This window comes from Dietzia natronolimnaea (assembly GCF_002289575.1).
GTDB lineage: Bacteria > Actinomycetota > Actinomycetes > Mycobacteriales > Mycobacteriaceae > Dietzia > Dietzia natronolimnaea_A.
Window position 1 is genome coordinate 1 of sequence record NZ_NTGA01000002.1, and the last position, 17,851, is coordinate 17,851.

The following is a 17,851-nucleotide window of genomic DNA, read 5'->3' on the forward strand; positions in this document are numbered from 1 at the left end:
GATCGGGGAGAACCACGTCTCCGCCAAGCACATCGTCGGTCGGCTCGTCGCCGCCCACGGGGGAGTCGACGAGGTCACAGAGGAACTGGCGGACCGCTCGCGGGACAAGAACATCACCTCGAACCGGCCGGCGCCGCCGGGTCCGGGGATCCTGGTGGGCGGGGTGAAGGACGTACACGCCAAGCTCGCCCGCTGCTGCATGCCGGTGCCCGGTGACGAAGTGCTGGGGTTCATCACGCGCGGTGGGACCGTGAGCGTCCACCGCACCGACTGCACCAACGCGTCAGACCTACACAGGGAGCCCGAGCGACTCGTCAAGGTCGAGTGGGCACCCCAGCCCGGGGCGGTGTTCCTGGTGGCGATCCAGGTGGAGGCGCTCGACAGGCACCGGCTGTTGTCGGACGTGACCAAGGTGCTGGCGGACGAGAAGGTCAACATCCTGTCCGCGTCCGTCCAGACGGCCGGGGACGACCGGGTGGCGATCTCGCGGTTCACCTTCGAGATGGCCGATCCCAAACACCTCGGACACGTCCTGCAGACGGTCCGAGGTGTCGAAGGGGTCTTCGACGTCAACCGGATGACGTCGAACTGAGCGGTGACGTCACCTGAGCCGGGCGGGCTGCCCCGCCCGGCCCGCCGGCCTCACCTGTCGGGGAGCCCTGACTGTTCGTCGACGACCACGGTCTCGATGGTGACGGGACGACGCGGCACCTGGTTGTCGCGGTCGGTGGGGTCATCGCTCTTCACACCGGTCTCGGCGATGTCGTCGAGTACCTCCAGTCCCGGTTCGCCGACGGTCCCCATGACGGTGTACTCGGGCGGGAGGGCGGAGTCCTCGTAGACCAGGAAGAACTGGCTCCCGGCACTGTCGGGGGCCTGCGACTTGGCCATGGCGACGGTTCCGCGGGGGTAGATGGCGGCGCCCGATCCGTCGGCCGCGAGTTCGAGGGTGTCGGGCGCGGGCGGCTCGTCTACCACGGAGTACCCGGGCCCGGACAGTCCGGTTCCCGTCGGGTCGCCGCACTGCAGGACCGACAGGCCGGGAACCTCCTCCGGGCCCGTGGTCTCCTCCGCGACGGTCAGACGGTGGCACTCGGTGTCGTCGAAGTACCGCTGCTCGGCCAGGTGGACGAAGCTCGCGACGTTGCAGGGCGCGTCGGAACGGTCGAGCGTGAGGGGGATCTCGCCGCGGTCGGTGGTGATGGTGAGTTCCGCGATGCCCCGGCGGGCCTGGTCACCCGACGGCGGTTCGGCGTCACGCCTGTTCTCGTTGACGGTCTCGACCTGCGCGTTGAACTCCTCCACCTCGGCCACCACCTCGTCGCCCTGATCCTCGAACTCCGCGGGGTCGAGCGGTTCGGGCGTCTCGGTGTCGGCGGGGTACTCGCAGGTGAGCCAGTTGGCCGCGTACTCCTCCGCGCGCTTGCGGTCGTAATTTATCCAGGCGACCACCCCGACGATCCCCAGCAGGACCGCGACGACGACCGAGGCCGCCACGATCTTGAGTTGCTTCTCGCGACGAGCCTGCGCCTCCATCTGCTCGCGCAGGCGCTGGCGCGCCTCGGCTCGGCGTTCCTGGTTGGTGGACACTGACCCTCCTGGGTACCTGGACTAGGCTGGAACAGTCGGCTGGAGCCGCGGTGGGGACTGGAGTGAGCAGACCACAGCGCTCCAGCCCAGGGGTCTTGTCTACCAGGTCGGGGCGAGACGGTTGCACACCACTCCGGTGTGCGGCCCAGTCGGCCCGGGGCCCTGCGACGGAGTCCTCGGGCCATCGAGGAAGGGAGCGCGGACGTGCAGATCATCGGATTCCCGGCAGGGATGTTCCAGACCAACTGCTACATCGTCTCCGACGCCGCAGGGGACTGCGTCATCGTGGACCCGGGCCAGGACGCCGAGGGACAGGTGCGCCGCCAGGTGTCCGAGGCGGGACTGCGGCCATGGGCGGTACTGCTCACCCACGGTCACCTGGATCACATCTGGAACGCCCGGCAGGTCGCCGATCACTACGGTGTGCCGGCGTACATCCACCCGGAGGACCGCGTGATGCTCTCCGATCCGGGCAAGGGGCTCTCGCTCGATCTGTCGGCCATGCTCAAGGACCTCACCTTCACGGAGCCGGCGGAGGTCGTCGAGGTGTTCGACGGCGACACCCTGAGATTCGGGTCGATGACCTTCGACGTGGACCACGTGCCCGGTCACAGCCCCGGATCGGTGTCCTTCCGGATCATGGCCGACACAGAGGAGGGGCGCCGGACCATCGTGCTCGGTGGCGACGTCCTGTTCCAGGACGGGGTGGGTCGCACCGATCTGCCCGCGGGCGACACCGACGTGCTCATGCAGTCGATCGCCAAGAAGTTCCTCACCCTGGACGACGACGCGGTCGTGCTCCCCGGGCACGGTCCCTCGACCACCGTCGGCCGGGAACGGCGTTCCAACCCGTTCCTGCGTGACCTCTAGACCCCCACCCCCAGATCCACCCACCGACTACACGCAAGGACCCACCACACGTGACCGGCACCCAGAAGAAGACCGCGCTCAAGGCACCGAAGGGGGTGCCGGACTACGTCCCCCCGACCTCTGCCGGGTTCGTCGCGGTCCGGGAGGCGATCACCTCGGCCGCCCGGCGCGCGGGCTACGGGCACATCGAGCTGCCGATCTTCGAGGACACCGCGCTGTTCGCCCGCGGCGTGGGTGAGTCCACCGATGTGGTCTCCAAGGAGATGTACACGTTCTCCGATCGCGGCGGCCGGAGCGTCACCCTCCGGCCCGAGGGGACGGCCGGGGTCATGCGTGCGGTCATCGAGAACGGCCTGGATCGCGGGCAGCTTCCGGTCAAGCTCTGCTACGCCGGCCCGTTCTTCCGCTACGAGCGTCCCCAGGCCGGGCGGTACCGCCAGTTGCAGCAGGTCGGCATCGAGGCGATCGGGATCGACGACCCCGCCCTCGACGCCGAGGTGATCGCGGTGGCGGACGAGGCGTTCCGCTCCCTCGGGTTGACCGGGTTCCGTCTGGAGCTCACCTCGCTCGGGGACCAGACATGCCGCCCCGGGTACCGGGACCGGCTGCAGGCCTTCCTCGCCGGGTTGGATCTCGACGAGGCCACCCGGGAGCGCGCCCGGATCAACCCGCTGCGCGTGCTCGACGACAAGCGCCCGGAGGTCCGTGCCCAGCTCGCGGACGCCCCGCTGATGGTCGATCACCTCTCCGACCAGAGCGCGGCCCACTTCGCGGAGGTCCGGTCACACCTCGACGCGCTCGGCGTGGCCTACGAGGTCAATCCCCGGATGGTCCGCGGCCTGGACTACTACACCAAGACCACGTTCGAGTTCGTGCACGACGGACTCGGCGCCCAGTCCGGGATCGGGGGTGGCGGACGCTACGACGGTCTGATGCAACAGCTCGGGGGACAGGATCTCTCGGGCATCGGATTCGGTATCGGCGTGGACCGCACCATGCTGGCGCTGCAGGCGGAGGGCATCGACCCCGCCGCGGGAGGTCGGGTGGACGTGTACGGCGTGGCGCTCGGCGCTCCGGCCCGGGCCGCGATGGTGCCTGTGTTGGCGGGGTTCCGTCGGGCGGGCCTGCGCGCCGACATGGCCTACGGTGACCGCGGCATAAAGGGGGCGTTCAAGGCCGCCGACAGGTCGGGAGCCGCGGTCACCCTCGTGCTGGGTGAGAACGAGCTGGCCTCCGGCACCGTTGTGGTCAAGACGATGGCGACGGGTGAGCAGAACGCGGTCCCGCTGGACTCGGTGGTCGCCCACGTCACGGGGCTCGTCGCCCGCTGAGCGTCGCGGGGGATCGCTACACCCGCGCACCGAAGGTGTCGCACGCCCGGATCGATCCCTGGTCGTAGCCGGTGAGGAACCACTGGCGCCGCATCTGCGACGAGCCGTGGGTCCACGAACCCGGATCGACCCGGGCGCCGCCGGAGGACTGGATGTGGTCGTCACCGATCGCCTCGGCGGTCCGGACGATCTCGTCCACGTCCTCGTCGGTCAGGCTCTCCAGCAGGGGATCCCCGCCGCCGGGGCCGGGGGTCGAGGTGGCGTAGTGGGCCCACAGCCCCGCGTAGCAGTCGGCCTGGAGCTCGACGCGGACCGCAGCCGAGGAGGGGCCCCGCGGATCCTGCTGTGAACGGCGGATGTCGCCGAGCATGGTCTGCAGGTGATGCCCGAACTCGTGCGCGACCACGTACATCTGCGCCGCCCCGGAAGGAGGGGCCCCGAGGCGACCGACCAGCACCTCGTCGAAGAAGGCCGGATCGATGTAGACATCCTGGTCGGCCGGGCAGTAGAACGGTCCGACGGCGGAGGAGGCCGCGCCGCAGGCGGTGTCGACATCGCCGGTGAACACGGTGGTGTGGGGCTGGACCCATCGCATCCCCGCCTGAGCGGGCAGTTCGGAGCTCCAGACGTCCTCCAGGCTCTCCGTGGTGGCGACGATCCGGCAGACCGTGTCCGTGTTGGCCTGCCGGAGATCGCACTGGTGTCCAGGCTCCCGCTCTGTCGGAACGTCATGTCCGTCGCCCTCCCGTCCGCGGGGTGGCACCCCGCCCCTGCGGCCCGGGCCGCTCCGATCCGGCAGGACGCCGGAGTGCTCCACACTGTATTGCGCGACCGTGGTGCACGCGGGACGGTCGGCGCCGGGCGTCGGCCGCAGCCGACGCCGGGAACACCGGGGGGTGGACGTAGACTGTGCGTCGTCCGAACCCGGGTCCGACCGCACGAACCGCGGCGGGTCCCGTCGCCGTTCGCCCACCATCCAGCATTCCCGACGAGAGGACCACCCCCGTGCTGCGCACCCATTCCGCCGGCCAGCTCCGAGCCGCCGACGCCGGTGACACCGTCACCCTGGCCGGCTGGGTGGCGCGCCGCCGGGATCACGGCGGGGTCATCTTCGTTGATCTCCGTGACTCCACCGGCGTGTGCCAGGTGGTGTTCCGCTCCGAGGAGATCGCCGACCGCGCGCACCGTCTCCGGAACGAGTTCTGCGTCGCCGTCACCGGCGTCGTGGACCGCCGCCCGGAGGGGTCGGAGAACCCTGCTCTCGCGTCCGGTGAGATCGAGGTCGACGTGGTCTCGTTCGAGGTGCTCGGCGAGGCCGCGGCTCTGCCGTTCCAGCTCGACGACGAGGTGGGGGAGGAGGCGCGCCTGCGTCACCGCTATCTCGATCTCCGCCGTGAGGGTCCGGGTGCCGCACTGCGACTGCGGTCGAAGGTCAACTCCGCCGCGCGGAGCGTCATGGCACGCCACGACTTCGTCGAGATCGAGACCCCCACCCTCACCCGCTCCACCCCGGAGGGCGCGCGCGACTTCCTCGTCCCCGCACGCCTACAGCCCGGTACCTTCTACGCCCTCCCGCAGTCGCCGCAGCTGTTCAAGCAGCTCCTCATGGTGGCCGGGATGGAGAAGTACTACCAGATCGCCCGCTGCTACCGGGACGAGGATTTCCGGGCCGACCGGCAGCCGGAGTTCACCCAGCTGGACGTGGAGATGAGCTTCGTCGACCAGGACGACGTGATCGCGGTCGCGGAGGAGATCCTCACCGAGGTGTGGGCGACGGCGGGCTACGAGATCCAGGCCCCCATCCCGCGGATGACCTATGACGAGGCGATGCGTCGGTACGGCTCCGACAAGCCCGACCTGCGCTTTGACATCGAACTGGTCGAGTGCACCCAGTTCTTCGCCGACACGCCGTTCCGCGTGTTCAAGGCCCCCTACGTCGGCGCGGTGGTCATGAAGGGCGGCGCGTCACAGCCGCGACGTCAGCTCGACGCCTGGCAGGAGTGGGCCAAGCAGCGCGGAGCCAAGGGGCTGGCCTACATCCTGGTCGGTGAGGACGGCGAGCTGGGCGGTCCTGTCGCCAAGAACCTGTCGGACGCCGAGCGCGCCGGCATCGCCGCCCACGTCGGTGCGGAGCCCGGGGATTGCATCTTCTTCGGTGCCGGGGCCGTCAAATCCACCCGCGCGCTCCTCGGTGCGGCTCGTGGCGAGATCGCGGACAAGCTCGGACTGATCGACCCCGAGGCCTGGGCGTTCACCTGGGTGGTCGACGCCCCTATGTTCGAGCCGGCCGACGACGCGACGGCCGCCGGCGACGTGGCGGTGGGCTCGGGCGCGTGGACGGCCGTGCACCACGCGTTCACCTCTCCCAAGCCGGAGCACCTGGACACCTTCGACACCGACCCGGGCTCGGCCCTGGCCTACGCCTACGACATCGTGTGCAACGGCAACGAGATCGGGGGCGGCTCCATCCGCATCCACCGCAAGGACGTCCAGGAGCGGGTGTTCGGCGTGATGGGGATCTCCGCCGAGGAGGCGCAGGAGAAGTTCGGCTTCCTGCTCGACGCCTTCTCCTACGGCGCGCCGCCGCACGGCGGCATCGCGTTCGGTTGGGACCGCATCTGTGCGTTGCTGGCCCGGACCGAATCCATCCGCGACGTCATCGCCTTCCCCAAGTCCGGCGGCGGAGTCGACCCGCTCACCGACGCCCCCGCCCCCATCACTCCGCAGCAGCGCAAGGAGTCGGGAATCGACGCCGCGCCCGTGACCCGCGGTCAGGGGACCCAGGCGGAGCCCACGTCAGCCGGGTAGTCGGTCTTCGGCGGACCGGCGGTCAGAGGTGGAACGCCTCGAGCGCCGGGCGGCCGTCCATCCCGGAGTGGTCGAGCCCGAACAACCGGGCGACCGTCGGTGCCACGTCGAGGGTGCGGACCGGTCGGTCGACGGTGCCCCCCCGACGCACGATGCGGTGTCCGCCGCCGATGAAGAACGGGATCCCCAGGGTGACCTCGTGCCCGTGGTTCCCGGGAATCGGGTTGGAGAACGGCGTGGGGTCGGAGAACCGCCAACCGGGGTGGCACGTGGCGACCAGGTCCCCGCCCCGTTCCCCCAGGGAGAGTTCGGCGGGATCGTAGAGCCGGCTGACCCCGGGGAGCGCGCCGACGACCTCGCGCAGCCGCCGGACCGAGGCGTCGCGCTCGCTCGCCGGGCCGAGATAGGCGAACGTGTCGGCCCCGCCGTTCTGGGCGATGCCGAACCGCCCGCGGATCGCCGCGTCGGCCTCGATCGCCCCGGCGGCGCTGATCAGGCTGAGCGGCTCCGACCAGTCCATCCCGTGATCCGCCAGGACGATGACCACTGAGCGTTCCCACCGGCCCGTCGAGCGCAGGAACTGTTCGAACTCCCAGAGTTTGTGGTCGGAGTTGTACACCGCCTGGTTGCGGGCCAGTCGCAGCGAGGTGCCCGAGAGGTCCATGTGGCCGAATCGGTCCATGTCGCCCAGGTTGACGAAGGTCATTCTGGGGGCGTGGTCGGTGACGGTCTGCTTGAGGGCCTCGACGGTGAACCAGTCGAGTGAGTGGTCGGTGACCGGGACGAGGGGGAACGGTGCCCACTGCACGCTCGCGCGTCCGCCGAACAGGCCGTGGAGATAGTCCTTGCTCAGCACGCTCGCGGTGGTCAGGCCCGCCTCGGTCCGGATCCGGTCGAGCACCGTCGGTGCGCGGAGGTCGTCGGGCCGGTCGAGTGTCCTGTCGGTGCCGCTCGCGTGGTCCCAGACCGAGTTGGCGGGGACCCCGTTCCGCTCGGGCAGGACCCCGGTCACCATCGCCGCGTGGTTGGGGAGCGTCTCGGCGATCATGACCGACGTCGCGTCGGTGAACCTGGTCCCCTCCGAGGCCCACCGGTGCAGGGTGGGGGCCTGGGCGGGGTTGAGTTCGTCGGGTCGCATCCCGTCGGTGACCAGGACGTAGACGTCGAGGTCGTCGGCGACCGGCCGCGTCGGCGTGGCCCAGACCGGGGCCGGTTCGGCGAGGATGGTGACCCCGACCGTGCCGGCGGCGACGACCACTCCAACTCCGGCCAGTGCCTCCCGGCGGGTGAGGGTGGGTCCGTGGCAGGCGTCGTGATGGCGACTCATCGGGCGGGGCTCCTCGGGGGGCGGGCTGGACGGGAGGGGACTGGACACAGGTCTACCCCGTGGGGACGGGGCACACGCCGGTTCCACTCAACTCCATCGCGACGGACCGGACCACCCGGATGGTCCGTTCGCCACCTGATGTTCACCCCGCGGGCGGTGTCGGGGCCCGTCGGTAGCCTGGGTCGCGTGAGCGAAGACGCAGGGTTGTTCGCGGCCGGGGATGCGCGACCGGGCCCGAAGGAGGGGTCTGTCCCGCAGGTCGACCCGGGGTCCCCGCTGGCGGTCCGGATGAGGCCACGGACGCTGGAGGAGGTTATCGGGCAGGACCACCTCCTGCGCGCCAATTCGCCGCTGCGGCGGCTGGTCGAGGGTCGGGGAGGGTCCTCGGTGATCCTCTACGGGCCACCGGGGACGGGCAAGACGACGTTGGCCAATCTGGTGGCCAGCACATCCGGCCGGCACTTCGTCGCGTTGTCCGCCCTGAGCGCCGGGGTCAAGGACGTCCGCGCGGTGATCGAGGACGCCCGGACGCGTCAACTCCACGGCCGCCGCACGGTGCTGTTCATCGATGAGGTGCACCGTTTCTCGAAGAGCCAACAGGACGCGCTGCTGGCCGCGGTGGAGAACGGCATCGTCCTCCTGGTGGCCGCCACCACGGAGAACCCGCACTTCTCGGTCATAGCCCCGCTGTTGAGTCGCTCGCTCATCGCCGAGTTGCAGGGACTGGACGCAGCGGGGGTGGCGACGGTGGTCCGGCGGGCCGTCGCGGACGACCGGGGCTACGGGGGCGCGCTCGAGGTGACCGACGAGGCGGTGGAGGACATCGTCCGGCTCTCCGGTGGCGACGCTCGGCGCAGCCTGACCATCCTCGAGGCCGCCGCGGGCGCCGCCGAGGACGCGGTGGTGACCCCGGAGACGGTCGAACTCAGCCTGGACGCGGCGCCGGTGCGCTACGACCGTGACGGTGACCAGCACTACGACGTCACGAGTGCGTTCATCAAGTCGATCCGCGGATCGGACGCCGACGCGGCCCTGCACTATCTCGCGCGGATGCTGGTCGCGGGGGAGGATCCGCGGTTCATCGCGCGGCGACTGGTGGTGCACGCGAGCGAGGACATCGGAATGGCCGACCCCACCGCACTGCTCGCCGCCTCCGCCGCGGCGGAGGTCGTCCAGAAGGTGGGGCTGCCGGAATGCCGCCTCGCCCTGGCCCAGGCCACCATCCACCTGGCGACGGCGCCGAAGTCCAACGCCGTCATCTCCGCGATCGACGCCGCGATGGCCGACGTGCGCGCCGGTGGCGTCGGGGAGGTCCCCCGTCACCTCCGGGACGGTCACTACGCCGGGGCGAAGGGGCTGGGCAACGGCGTCGGATACCGCTACGCGCACCAGTCGCCGGCGGGGGTGGTGGCACAGCAGTACCCTCCCGACGAGCTCGTGGGCCGGGACTACTACTCGCCCACCGGACACGGCTACGAACGTGACCTGCTCGCGAGACTGACCCGGCTGCGGGGCATCGTCCGGGGCGGCACCTAGCAGCGCCGGGCGATATATGTGAAACTCATGAGGCCTGTCTTAACGGGCACAACATTCATGTCGTCGAACACTTTTCGGAGGAATCATGAGCGGAATCGCGAGCATCTTCTCGACCCTGGTCGGCGTGGCCACCTCGGTGGGCGTGTGGGGGACCGGAGCGCACAGCCTCGGCCTGCTTCCGCAGGAGGCGTTCATCACCGCCGCCAACTTCGGCATCATCCTGCCCCCGATGCCGCGCTGACCCGGCGACCTGCGTTTCGTCAGATCGCCGGCCGGATCACCGGTAGGAACCTCGGCACGGGCCCCGCACGCGGGGTCCGTGCCGATCTCGTCCGCAGGCTCCTCCGGTCCGTTCCTCGACGTCTGAGTGCCGCCGGTAGGCTGAGCAGTCGTCCGACCACCTCCTCAAGACCCCAGTGAGGCCCCCTGTGCAGACCCATGAGATCCGGCGCCGATTCCTCGACCACTTCGTCAGGGCCGGGCACGCCGAGGTCCCCAGCGCGTCACTGGTCCTGGACGACCCGAACCTGTTGTTCGTCAACGCCGGCATGGTCCCCTTCAAGCCCTACTTCCTCGGCCAGGAGACCCCGGAGCACGCCACCGCGACCTCCATCCAGAAGTGCGTGCGCACCCTCGACATCGAGGAGGTGGGCATCACCACCCGCCACAACACCTTCTTCCAGATGGCGGGCAACTTCTCCTTCGGTGACTACTTCAAGGAGGGGGCGATCCGCCACGCGTGGTCGCTGCTCACCTCGTCCGTTGATGACGGCGGGTTCGGTATCGACCCCGGGCTGCTGTGGGTCACCGTGTATCTCGACGACGACGAGGCCTACGGCATCTGGCGGGACGTGGTCGGCGTCCCCGAGGGTCGCATCCAACGTCGCGGCATGGCGGACAACTACTGGTCCATGGGCGTTCCCGGGCCCTGCGGTCCGTGCTCGGAGATCTTCTACGACCGCGGCCCGGCGTACGGGGTCGAGGGCGGTCCGGAGGCGGATGAGGACCGCTACATCGAGATCTGGAACCTCGTGTTCATGCAGAACGAGCGCGGCGAGGGCACCGGCAAGGACGCCTTCGAGATCCTGGGCCCGCTACCCAAGCAGAGCATCGACACCGGGATGGGGATCGAGCGCGTCGCATTTCTGCTCCAGGGCGTCGAGAACGTCTACGAGACCGATCTGCTTCGCCCGGTGATCGACACCGCCGAGCGGCTCTCCGGCACCAGGTACGGGGTGGACAGCGCCTCCGACGTGCGCTTCCGGGTGATCGCCGACCACGCGCGGACGGCGTACATGCTCATCTCCGACGGCGTGACCCCCGGCAACGAGGGGCGCGGGTACATCCTGCGGCGTCTGCTGCGGCGCATCGTCCGGTCCGTCCGGCTCCTGGGTGCGACCGGGGACACGATGGCCGAGTTCATGGCCACCGTGAAGGAGGCGATCGGCCCGTCCTTCCCCGAGACGATCGCCGGGTACGAGCGCATCGAGCGCATCGCCGTGGCCGAGGAGATCGCCTTCCTCAAGACCCTCGAGTCGGGGACCCAGCTCTTCGAGCGTGCCGCCGAGGAGGCGAGGGAATCGGGCGCGGCCACCCTGTCGGGCCGCCAGGCCTTCGCGCTCCACGACACCCACGGGTTCCCCATCGACCTCACACTGGAGATGGCGGCCGAGGCCGGACTCCAGGTCGACGAGGCGGGCTTCCGGTCCCTGATGTCCGAGCAGCGGGCCAGGGCCAAGGCGGACTCGCGGTCCAAGAAGCACGCCCACGCCGACCTGTCGGTGTACCGCGACTTCCTCGACGCGGGCGAGACCGTCTTCACCGGGTTCACCGAACTCACCGACGAATCCACACTTCTGGGCATCGTCTCCGGCGGCGAGTCCGTGTCCGTGGCCAGAGAGGGCGACACGGTCGAGTTCGTCCTCGATCGCACCCCGTTCTACGCCGAGTCCGGTGGCCAGCTCGGAGACCGCGGCCTGATCTCCACGGCCGGTTTCCAGATGCAGGTCGACGACGTCCAGAAGATCGGCAAGAAGCTCTGGATTCACAAGGGCGTCCTCACGGGTGGCGAGGTCGAGGCCGGCCAGCTCGTCACCGCGGCCGTCGACCCGGAGTGGCGCAAGGGGGCCACCCAGGGCCACTCGGCCACCCACCTCGTGCACGCCGCGCTTCGTCAGATCCTCGGACCGGAGGCCGTCCAGGCCGGCTCGCTCAACAAGCCGGGGTACATGCGGTTCGACTTCAACTGGTCCGGCTCCATCCCGGCCGACGTCCTGGCACAGGTGGAGGAGATCACCAACGCCGCCGTCGACGCCGACTACGGCGTGAACACGATCGAGACCAGCCTCGACGAGGCCCGGCGGATGGGCGCGATGGCCCTGTTCGGCGAGAACTACGGGTCGCTGGTCCGGGTGGTGGAGATCGGCGGTCCGTTCTCGATGGAGCTGTGCGGCGGCACCCACGTCGCCAGCTCCGCTCAGATCGGCCCGGTGAGTCTGCTGGGCGAGGCCTCCGTCGGCTCCGGCATCCGGCGGGTGGAGGCGTACGTCGGCATGGACGCCTACCGACACCAGGCCCGGGAGCGCGCGCTCGTGTCGGGTCTCGCCACCTCGCTCAAGGCGCCAGCCGAGGAACTGCCCGACCGCGTGGCCGCGCTGACCGCGAAGCTGCGGGAGGCGGAGAAGGCCCTGGAGTCGATGCGTGCCGCCCAGCTCGCCTCGCGGGCCGGGGACCTCCTGTCGGCGGCCGAGGACCTCGACGGGATCCGGCTCCTCGCACACGACGACCCGGGAGGATCGGCGGGCGACCTGCGGACACTCGCCTCGGACCTCAAGGGTCGTCTCGGCGCAGACGCCGGCGTCATCTTCCTCACGGCCGCGGGGTCCGACAAGGTCCCGTTCGTCATCGCGGTGAGCCCGGCCGCCCAGGAGCGCGGTCTGCGCGCGGGGGATCTGGTCAAGGCCATCGCACCGACGCTCGGGGCTCGGGGTGGTGGGAAGCCCGATATGGCACAGGGCGCCGGCACCGACCCGTCCGGCATCGATGCGGCCGTGTCCGCGCTGCGCTCCGCCGTCAGGGACGCCGGGTGACGGCACCCGAGACCGGATCCCCCGGATGGACCCGTGGGCGTCGGATCGGACTGGACGTGGGGACGGCACGGATCGGTGTCGCCTCCTGCGATCCCGACGGGATCCTGGCTACTCCTGTCGAGACGGTTCGGGTCACCAGTGGGGACCCCGACTGGACGGCGGAGGTGAGGCGACTGGGGGAGCTGGTCGAGGAGTACGACGCCGTCGGCGTGATCGTCGGACTGCCGACCTCGCTGAAGGGACGGGACACCGCCTCGACGGCGATGGCGCGATCGTTCGTCACGGCGCTGTCCGCCGCCTCGCCGGGCCTCGACGTCGAGACGGTGGACGAACGACTCACCACCGTGACGGCCGGGGCCGCCCTGCACGGCGCGGGCAGGAACACCCGGCAGCAGCGTGGCGTGATCGACCAGGCCGCCGCGGTGGTGCTGCTCCAGGCATGGCTCGACTCACGGCGCGCCCGCCGATGACGGGCGTCTCGGCCCACGCGGCTGGATAAACTGACACGATGCACGATGCTGTCCGGCGGGCAGCTCCCTGAACCACCGGCTAAGGAGCACGATGTCTGCGGCACGAGCACGCTCACGAACGAGTGGCACCATCCGGTTCATACTCCTCGCGGCCGTGGTCGGGGTGGTCCTGGCCTTCGCGGCGATGGTGTACCGGGCGACGAGCAGCGAGGTCTCGGCCGCGCCGGATTTCGAGGGTGGGGGTGTCGGTACCGCCCTGTTGCACGTCGAACCGGGTGACACCCTGGGTGTGGTCGGAGATCGCCTGTACGACATCGGCACCGTCGCCAGCACCCGGGCCTTCATCGGCGCAGCCTCCGGGACGTCGGTCGAGGGCATCCAACCGGGCTATTACCAGGTCCGTCAGGAGATGAGCGCCGCGTCGGCGGTCGAGGCCCTGTCCGACCCCCGCAGCAGGGTCGGCTACATGGACGTCAACCCCGGTGGGCGGCTGCTCGACACGGTCGTGGTCGGCGGCGGCACCGAGAAGGGCATCTTCACCCTCATCGCCGACGCAACCTGCCTGCGGGACCTCGACCAGCCGGACGCCCCACCGATGTGCCGGCTTCCACAGGAGATCGTCGACGCCGCCGTCCAGGCCGACCCCGCCGAACTCGGGGTGCCCGACTGGGCCATCAACGAGGTCCGCGGCGCCCCGGACCCGGTGCGACGGCTCGAGGGGCTGATCGCACCCGGCGTCCACAACATCAACCCGCAGGCGGAGCCCGTGGAGATCCTGCGCCAGCTGATCGACTCGTCGACCGAGGCCTACGACGCCACCGGCCTCGTCCCCTCCGCCGAGAGGATCGGGTTGACCCCCTACCAGGTGGTCACGGCGGCGTCCCTGGTGGAGAAGGAGGGAACCCTCGAGGACTTCGACAAGATCGCCCGGGTGATCCTCAACCGGCTCGACGAACCGATGCGACTGCAGTTCGACTCGACGGTCAACTACGCCCTCGCCGACCAGGAGATCGCGACGACCGACGCCGATCGGGCCGCGGTCACGCCGTGGAACACCTACGCCATGGACGGGTTGCCCTACGGTCCGATCGGGTCTCCCGGCCTCGACGCGCTCCGGGCGATGGAGAACCCCGCGGAAGGCCAGTGGAAATACTTCGTCACGGTCGACATGCAGGGGACCACCCGATTCGCCGACGAGTACCCGGAGCACGAGCGCTACCAGAGCGAGGCGATCGCGAACGGGGTCCTGTCCAGTGGGCGATAGCGCCGCGGACCGCTCGCCCCGGTCGGCCGCCGTGCTGGGCCACCCGGTCGACCACTCACTCTCCCCGGTCCTGCACGGGGCCGCGTACCGGGCGCTCGGCCTCGACGGGTGGACCTACGAGCGGATCGACTGCACCGAGGGACAGCTGCCCGCCGTGGTCGACTCGTCCCCCGACCACCGTGTGGGCTACTCGGTGACGATGCCGAACAAGTTCGCCGCCCTCGGGTACGCGACCGAGGTCAGCGACCGTGCCCGGATCGTCGGCAGCGCCAACACCCTCGTCCGGCGGGAGACCGGCTGGTTCGCCGACTGCACCGACGTCGACGGGGTGACCGGAGCCCTCGCCGGGTTCAACGGACTACCCGCCGAACCGACGGCGGTCGTCCTGGGCGTCGGCGGGACCGCCCGCCCGGTGTTGGCCGGGCTCGCGGCGGCCGGAGCGACCCGCGTGGTGTTGGCCTCCCGCCGCGACAACGCCGGGCCCGCCGCCGACTGCGGCAGAGCGCTCGGTCTGGAGATCCATACCGTGCTGCTGTCCGATGCGACCCTGCCGGACGAGGTGTCGCGGTCGGACGTCCTCGTCAACACCGTTCCCGAACCGGGGGTCGGTGCGCTCACCCACCTGGTGACGGGCGCCAACCGCCTCTTCGACGTCCTGTACGACCCCTGGCCCACCGCGGCCGCCTCCGCCGCGCTGTCCGCCGGGATCCCCGTGGTCGGCGGCGACGTCATGCTCCTGAACCAGGCCTTCGGCCAGGTGGAACTGTTCACCGGGCGACCCGCACCCCGCCAGGCCATGGCCGCGGCGCTCGCGGACGCGCTCGGTCGCTGAGCGCGGCGGCGCCCCCGCCGCGCGGTGCCCGATCCGACGGTAGCCCGGTGCCCTATCCGACCGTCGCCGCCTCATCCGAGCGACGGGGCGCGACGACCTCGTAGTCGGAGGTGTCCACGGCACGGGTCCGGCGCTGGTACTCGTGGACCAGTCCGGGCCAGTTGGTGGTGACCCTGCCCGAGCCCGCCCGGTACCAGGAGTCGCATCCGCTCCAGACGGAGTCGTCGAGGCGCCGCAGGATCTCGGCGTCGTAGGCGTCGTCGACCTCCCCGCGGACCTCGAGGGCCGCCGGCCGGTCCGCACCGGCCAGTCGCTCGACGATCTGGCGGATGTAGCGGGCCTGCTGCTCCATCATCAGGATGATCGAGCTGCTCCCGAGGTTGGTGTTGGGGCCGTAGACGAGGAACATGTTGGGAAAACCCTGCACGGCCATCCCGAGGTAGGCGCGCGCGCCCTCACGCCACTGCTCGTGCAGGTCCCGTCCCCCCCGCCCACGCACGGTCATGGGTGCCAGGAACTCGGTGGCCTTGAAACCGGTGCCGTAGATGATGACGTCGGCGGGGTGCAGCTGTCCGTCCACGGTGACGATCCCGTCGGGGACGACCTCGGCGACGCCGTCGGTCACCACGTCGACGTCCGGCCGGGCGAGCGCGGGGTACCACCCGTTGCTGAACAGCATCCGCTTACACCCGATCGGCTCGGTCGGGGTGAGTGCGGCTCGCAGCTCGGGATCACGAACCGTCAGCCTGAGATTGGCTCTGGCCAGACCGCTCAGGATCCGGGCCAGTGGCCGCGCGGAGGTCAGGGCCAGGCCGATCGCCTCGGTGGTCTCCCAGATGGCCCCGCGCATCGCGGGGATGAGGCCGGGGACCCGCGCGAAGGCGGCGCGGTGCGCGTCGGTGTAGGCCCGGTCCGGCTTGGGCACCACCCATGGCGCGGAGCGCTGGTAGACCGTCACATGGGAGGCGACCTCGCGGACGCGGGGGACGAACTGGATCGCCGAGGCCCCGGTCCCCAGGACCGCGATCCGCTTGCCGGTGAGGTCGACGTCGTGACGCCACCGGGCGGAGTGGAACGACGGGCCCGCGAACGTCTCCAGCCCCGGGATGTCCGGATAGGCCGGTCGGGACAGCTGGCCGACGGCCGGAACCAGGACGTCGGCCTCGAAGCTCTCGCCGGCGTCGGTGAGCACCGTCCACGTGGCGGTGTCCTCGTCGAAGGTCGCCGAGGTCACCTCGGTCCCCGTGCGCACCTTGTCGCGGAGGCCGAACCGGTCCGCGGTCTCGCGGATGTAGGACAGGATGTCGGGTTGCTCGGCGTAGCGGCGGCCCCAGTCCGTCTTGCGGTGGAACGAGTACGAGTAGAGGTTCGACGGCACGTCACACGCCGCTCCCGGGTAGATGTTGTCTCTCCACACCCCGCCCACGTCGTCGGCCTTCTCGAGGATCGTCACGTCGGCGAGGTCGCCACGGGTCAGTTCGTAGGCGACGCCCAGGCCGCCGAATCCCGCGCCGATGATGAGGACGCGGGGGCGCCGTCGCGTGGTGTCCGCAGGGGAGGGGGAAGGAGTCATGGTGAGACGGTATGACGCCGGCCCGGCGTGGCCACAGACTTTCCCGGCCGGATAATCCATAATTCCGGCCATGAACTCCTGGGAGGCTCCCGCCGTCCCGCACTGGGACTTTCCTCGATCGGCCACCGGTATCGGTGTACTGGTCGAGGCCGGCGACGCACTCGGCATCGAGGCGGGGACGATCCTGCGCGGGGTCGGACTGGGTCCCGCCGACCTGTCGAATCCGGACCTGTTGGTGGCACCGGAGAGCGAGCTGGCCGCGATCCGCAACCTCCGGACGGCCGCGGGGCACCGTCCCGCGCTCGCCGCCGAGGTCGGGTCCGCCTATCGCTTGACGACCTTCGGGATCCTCGGATACGGCCTGCTGTCCAGTCCCACGCTCCGCGACGTGATCTCCATGACCCTGCGATTCATCGACCTGAGCTACATCTTCAGCACGATCGCGGTGGAGTCGACCGGGGACCGGATCGAGGTCCGCCTGGGGGGCGGGACACTTCCCGGGGACGTCCGCGAGTTCCTGGTGGACCGGGATCTCTTCGCGATCCACTCCGTTCTCGGAGACCTGGTCCCCGGCGGCCTGCCCTTCACGGAGGTCGTCTTCGGCGGCGGCCGATCCGCGCCCACCCTCGCGGCCTACGGTGAGCGACTGGGACCGGTGGCGTCGTCGTCCGAAGGCGAGGTCGGGGCCACGGCGGTCTTCGACGCCGCCCACCTCGACCGTCCGCTCCCACAGGGCAGTACCGCCACGGTGGCGGTGGCAGAGACGCTCTGCAGGGACCTCGCCGCCACCCGACGGACCCGCGGGCCGGTGAGCAGCCGGGCCCGCGTCGCCATCACCGGACGTCTCTCCCAGGGGGCACCCATGCCGTCGGTGGCCGCCGAGCTGGGGGTGAGTCCACGCACGCTGCGAAGGCGTCTGGCGGAGGAGGGCACCTCCTACCAGCGCCTGCTGGACGACGTCCGGGTCGAGCTGGCGGACCGCATGCTGGCTACCGGTCTGCTGTCCGTCGAGGACGTCGCCATCCGGCTGGGATACGCCGAGGCGTCGAGCTTCATCCATGCGTTCCGGCGACTCACCGGTACCACCCCGCACCGGGCCTCGGTAGCCTCGCGCACCCGGACGCCGGCGGCACGGCGGGCCTGATGTGCCGGGTGGGACCC

15 protein-coding genes are annotated in these 17,851 nt (G+C 70.5%); 11 read left to right on the plus strand and 4 right to left on the minus strand.

What is annotated here, in order from left to right; genetic code table 11:
• A partial coding sequence (locus tag CEY15_RS00835; protein ID WP_141244197.1) for an ACT domain-containing protein occupies window positions 1-592 on the plus strand: 592 nt, incomplete at its 5' end.
• 50 nt (window positions 593-642) lie between these two features.
• On the opposite strand, the gene CEY15_RS00840 is transcribed toward CEY15_RS00835, so the two are convergent.
• Entirely contained in the window at window positions 643-1,590 is a 948-nt protein-coding gene (locus CEY15_RS00840) for a peptidylprolyl isomerase (protein WP_017836869.1), read from the minus strand.
• Window positions 1,591-1,794: 204 nt separating this feature from the next.
• Between CEY15_RS00840 and CEY15_RS00845 the strand changes: the two genes are divergently transcribed.
• Both CEY15_RS00845 and hisS read left to right on the plus strand, forming a co-directional pair.
• On the plus strand, window positions 1,795-2,460 hold the full coding sequence (locus CEY15_RS00845) for an MBL fold metallo-hydrolase (RefSeq protein WP_095716881.1): 666 nt from the start codon (window positions 1,795-1,797) through the stop codon (window positions 2,458-2,460).
• A gap of 50 nt (window positions 2,461-2,510) precedes the next feature.
• Window positions 2,511-3,791, plus strand: coding sequence for a histidine--tRNA ligase (gene hisS / locus CEY15_RS00850; RefSeq protein ID WP_095716882.1), 1,281 nt, complete (start codon window positions 2,511-2,513; stop codon window positions 3,789-3,791).
• Window positions 3,792-3,807: 16 nt separating this feature from the next.
• Here the strand turns inward: hisS and ypfJ are convergent, their stop codons facing one another.
• Window positions 3,808-4,554 carry a KPN_02809 family neutral zinc metallopeptidase gene (ypfJ, locus tag CEY15_RS00855; protein WP_245847058.1) on the minus strand — a complete coding sequence of 249 codons (747 nt, stop codon included), beginning with the start codon at window positions 4,552-4,554 and terminating at the stop codon, window positions 3,808-3,810.
• 242 nt (window positions 4,555-4,796) lie between these two features.
• On the opposite strand from ypfJ, the gene aspS reads away from it, so the two are divergent.
• The gene (gene aspS / locus CEY15_RS00860) at window positions 4,797-6,599 is read left to right on the plus strand and encodes an aspartate--tRNA ligase (RefSeq protein ID WP_095716883.1); all 1,803 of its coding nucleotides are present in this window, start codon (window positions 4,797-4,799) and stop codon (window positions 6,597-6,599) included.
• A 22-nt stretch (window positions 6,600-6,621) separates the two neighbouring features.
• Here aspS and CEY15_RS00865 read toward each other — a convergent pair whose 3' ends face one another.
• The gene (locus CEY15_RS00865) at window positions 6,622-7,926 is read right to left on the minus strand and encodes an alkaline phosphatase family protein (RefSeq protein ID WP_095716884.1); all 1,305 of its coding nucleotides are present in this window, start codon (window positions 7,924-7,926) and stop codon (window positions 6,622-6,624) included.
• A 156-nt stretch (window positions 7,927-8,082) separates the two neighbouring features.
• Here CEY15_RS00865 and CEY15_RS00870 point away from each other — a divergent pair, with 156 nt between their 5' ends.
• The 6 genes from CEY15_RS00870 (at window position 8,083) to CEY15_RS00890 (ending at window position 15,117) form a co-directional block, all read left to right on the plus strand.
• Window positions 8,083-9,462: a replication-associated recombination protein A gene (locus tag CEY15_RS00870; RefSeq protein WP_428844175.1), complete on the plus strand. Its 1,380-nt coding sequence runs from the start codon at window positions 8,083-8,085 to the stop codon at window positions 9,460-9,462.
• Between the two features lie 85 nt (window positions 9,463-9,547).
• On the plus strand, window positions 9,548-9,703 hold the full coding sequence (locus tag CEY15_RS18350) for a hypothetical protein (RefSeq protein ID WP_017836862.1): 156 nt from the start codon (window positions 9,548-9,550) through the stop codon (window positions 9,701-9,703).
• A 187-nt stretch (window positions 9,704-9,890) separates the two neighbouring features.
• Entirely contained in the window at window positions 9,891-12,551 is a 2,661-nt protein-coding gene (gene alaS, locus CEY15_RS00875) for an alanine--tRNA ligase (protein WP_095716886.1), read from the plus strand.
• On the plus strand, window positions 12,548-13,021 hold the full coding sequence (gene ruvX, locus CEY15_RS00880; protein ID WP_095716887.1) for a Holliday junction resolvase RuvX: 474 nt from the start codon (window positions 12,548-12,550) through the stop codon (window positions 13,019-13,021). Before alaS ends, ruvX begins: the two co-directional genes overlap by 4 nt.
• Before the next feature lie 91 nt (window positions 13,022-13,112).
• The gene (locus tag CEY15_RS00885) at window positions 13,113-14,285 is read left to right on the plus strand and encodes an endolytic transglycosylase MltG (protein ID WP_017836859.1); all 1,173 of its coding nucleotides are present in this window, start codon (window positions 13,113-13,115) and stop codon (window positions 14,283-14,285) included.
• Window positions 14,275-15,117, plus strand: coding sequence for a shikimate dehydrogenase (locus tag CEY15_RS00890; RefSeq protein ID WP_095716888.1), 843 nt, complete (start codon window positions 14,275-14,277; stop codon window positions 15,115-15,117). The genes CEY15_RS00885 and CEY15_RS00890 overlap by 11 nt, the downstream gene beginning before the upstream one ends.
• 52 nt (window positions 15,118-15,169) lie before the next feature.
• Here the strand turns inward: CEY15_RS00890 and CEY15_RS00895 are convergent, their stop codons facing one another.
• Complete coding sequence (locus CEY15_RS00895; RefSeq protein ID WP_095716889.1) at window positions 15,170-16,690, minus strand: flavin-containing monooxygenase; 1,521 nt, start codon at window positions 16,688-16,690, stop codon at window positions 15,170-15,172.
• Window positions 16,691-16,760: 70 nt separating this feature from the next.
• Here CEY15_RS00895 and CEY15_RS00900 point away from each other — a divergent pair, with 70 nt between their 5' ends.
• Window positions 16,761-17,834: an AraC family transcriptional regulator gene (locus tag CEY15_RS00900; RefSeq protein WP_095716890.1), complete on the plus strand. Its 1,074-nt coding sequence runs from the start codon at window positions 16,761-16,763 to the stop codon at window positions 17,832-17,834.
• Window positions 17,835-17,851: the final 17 nt, after the last annotated feature.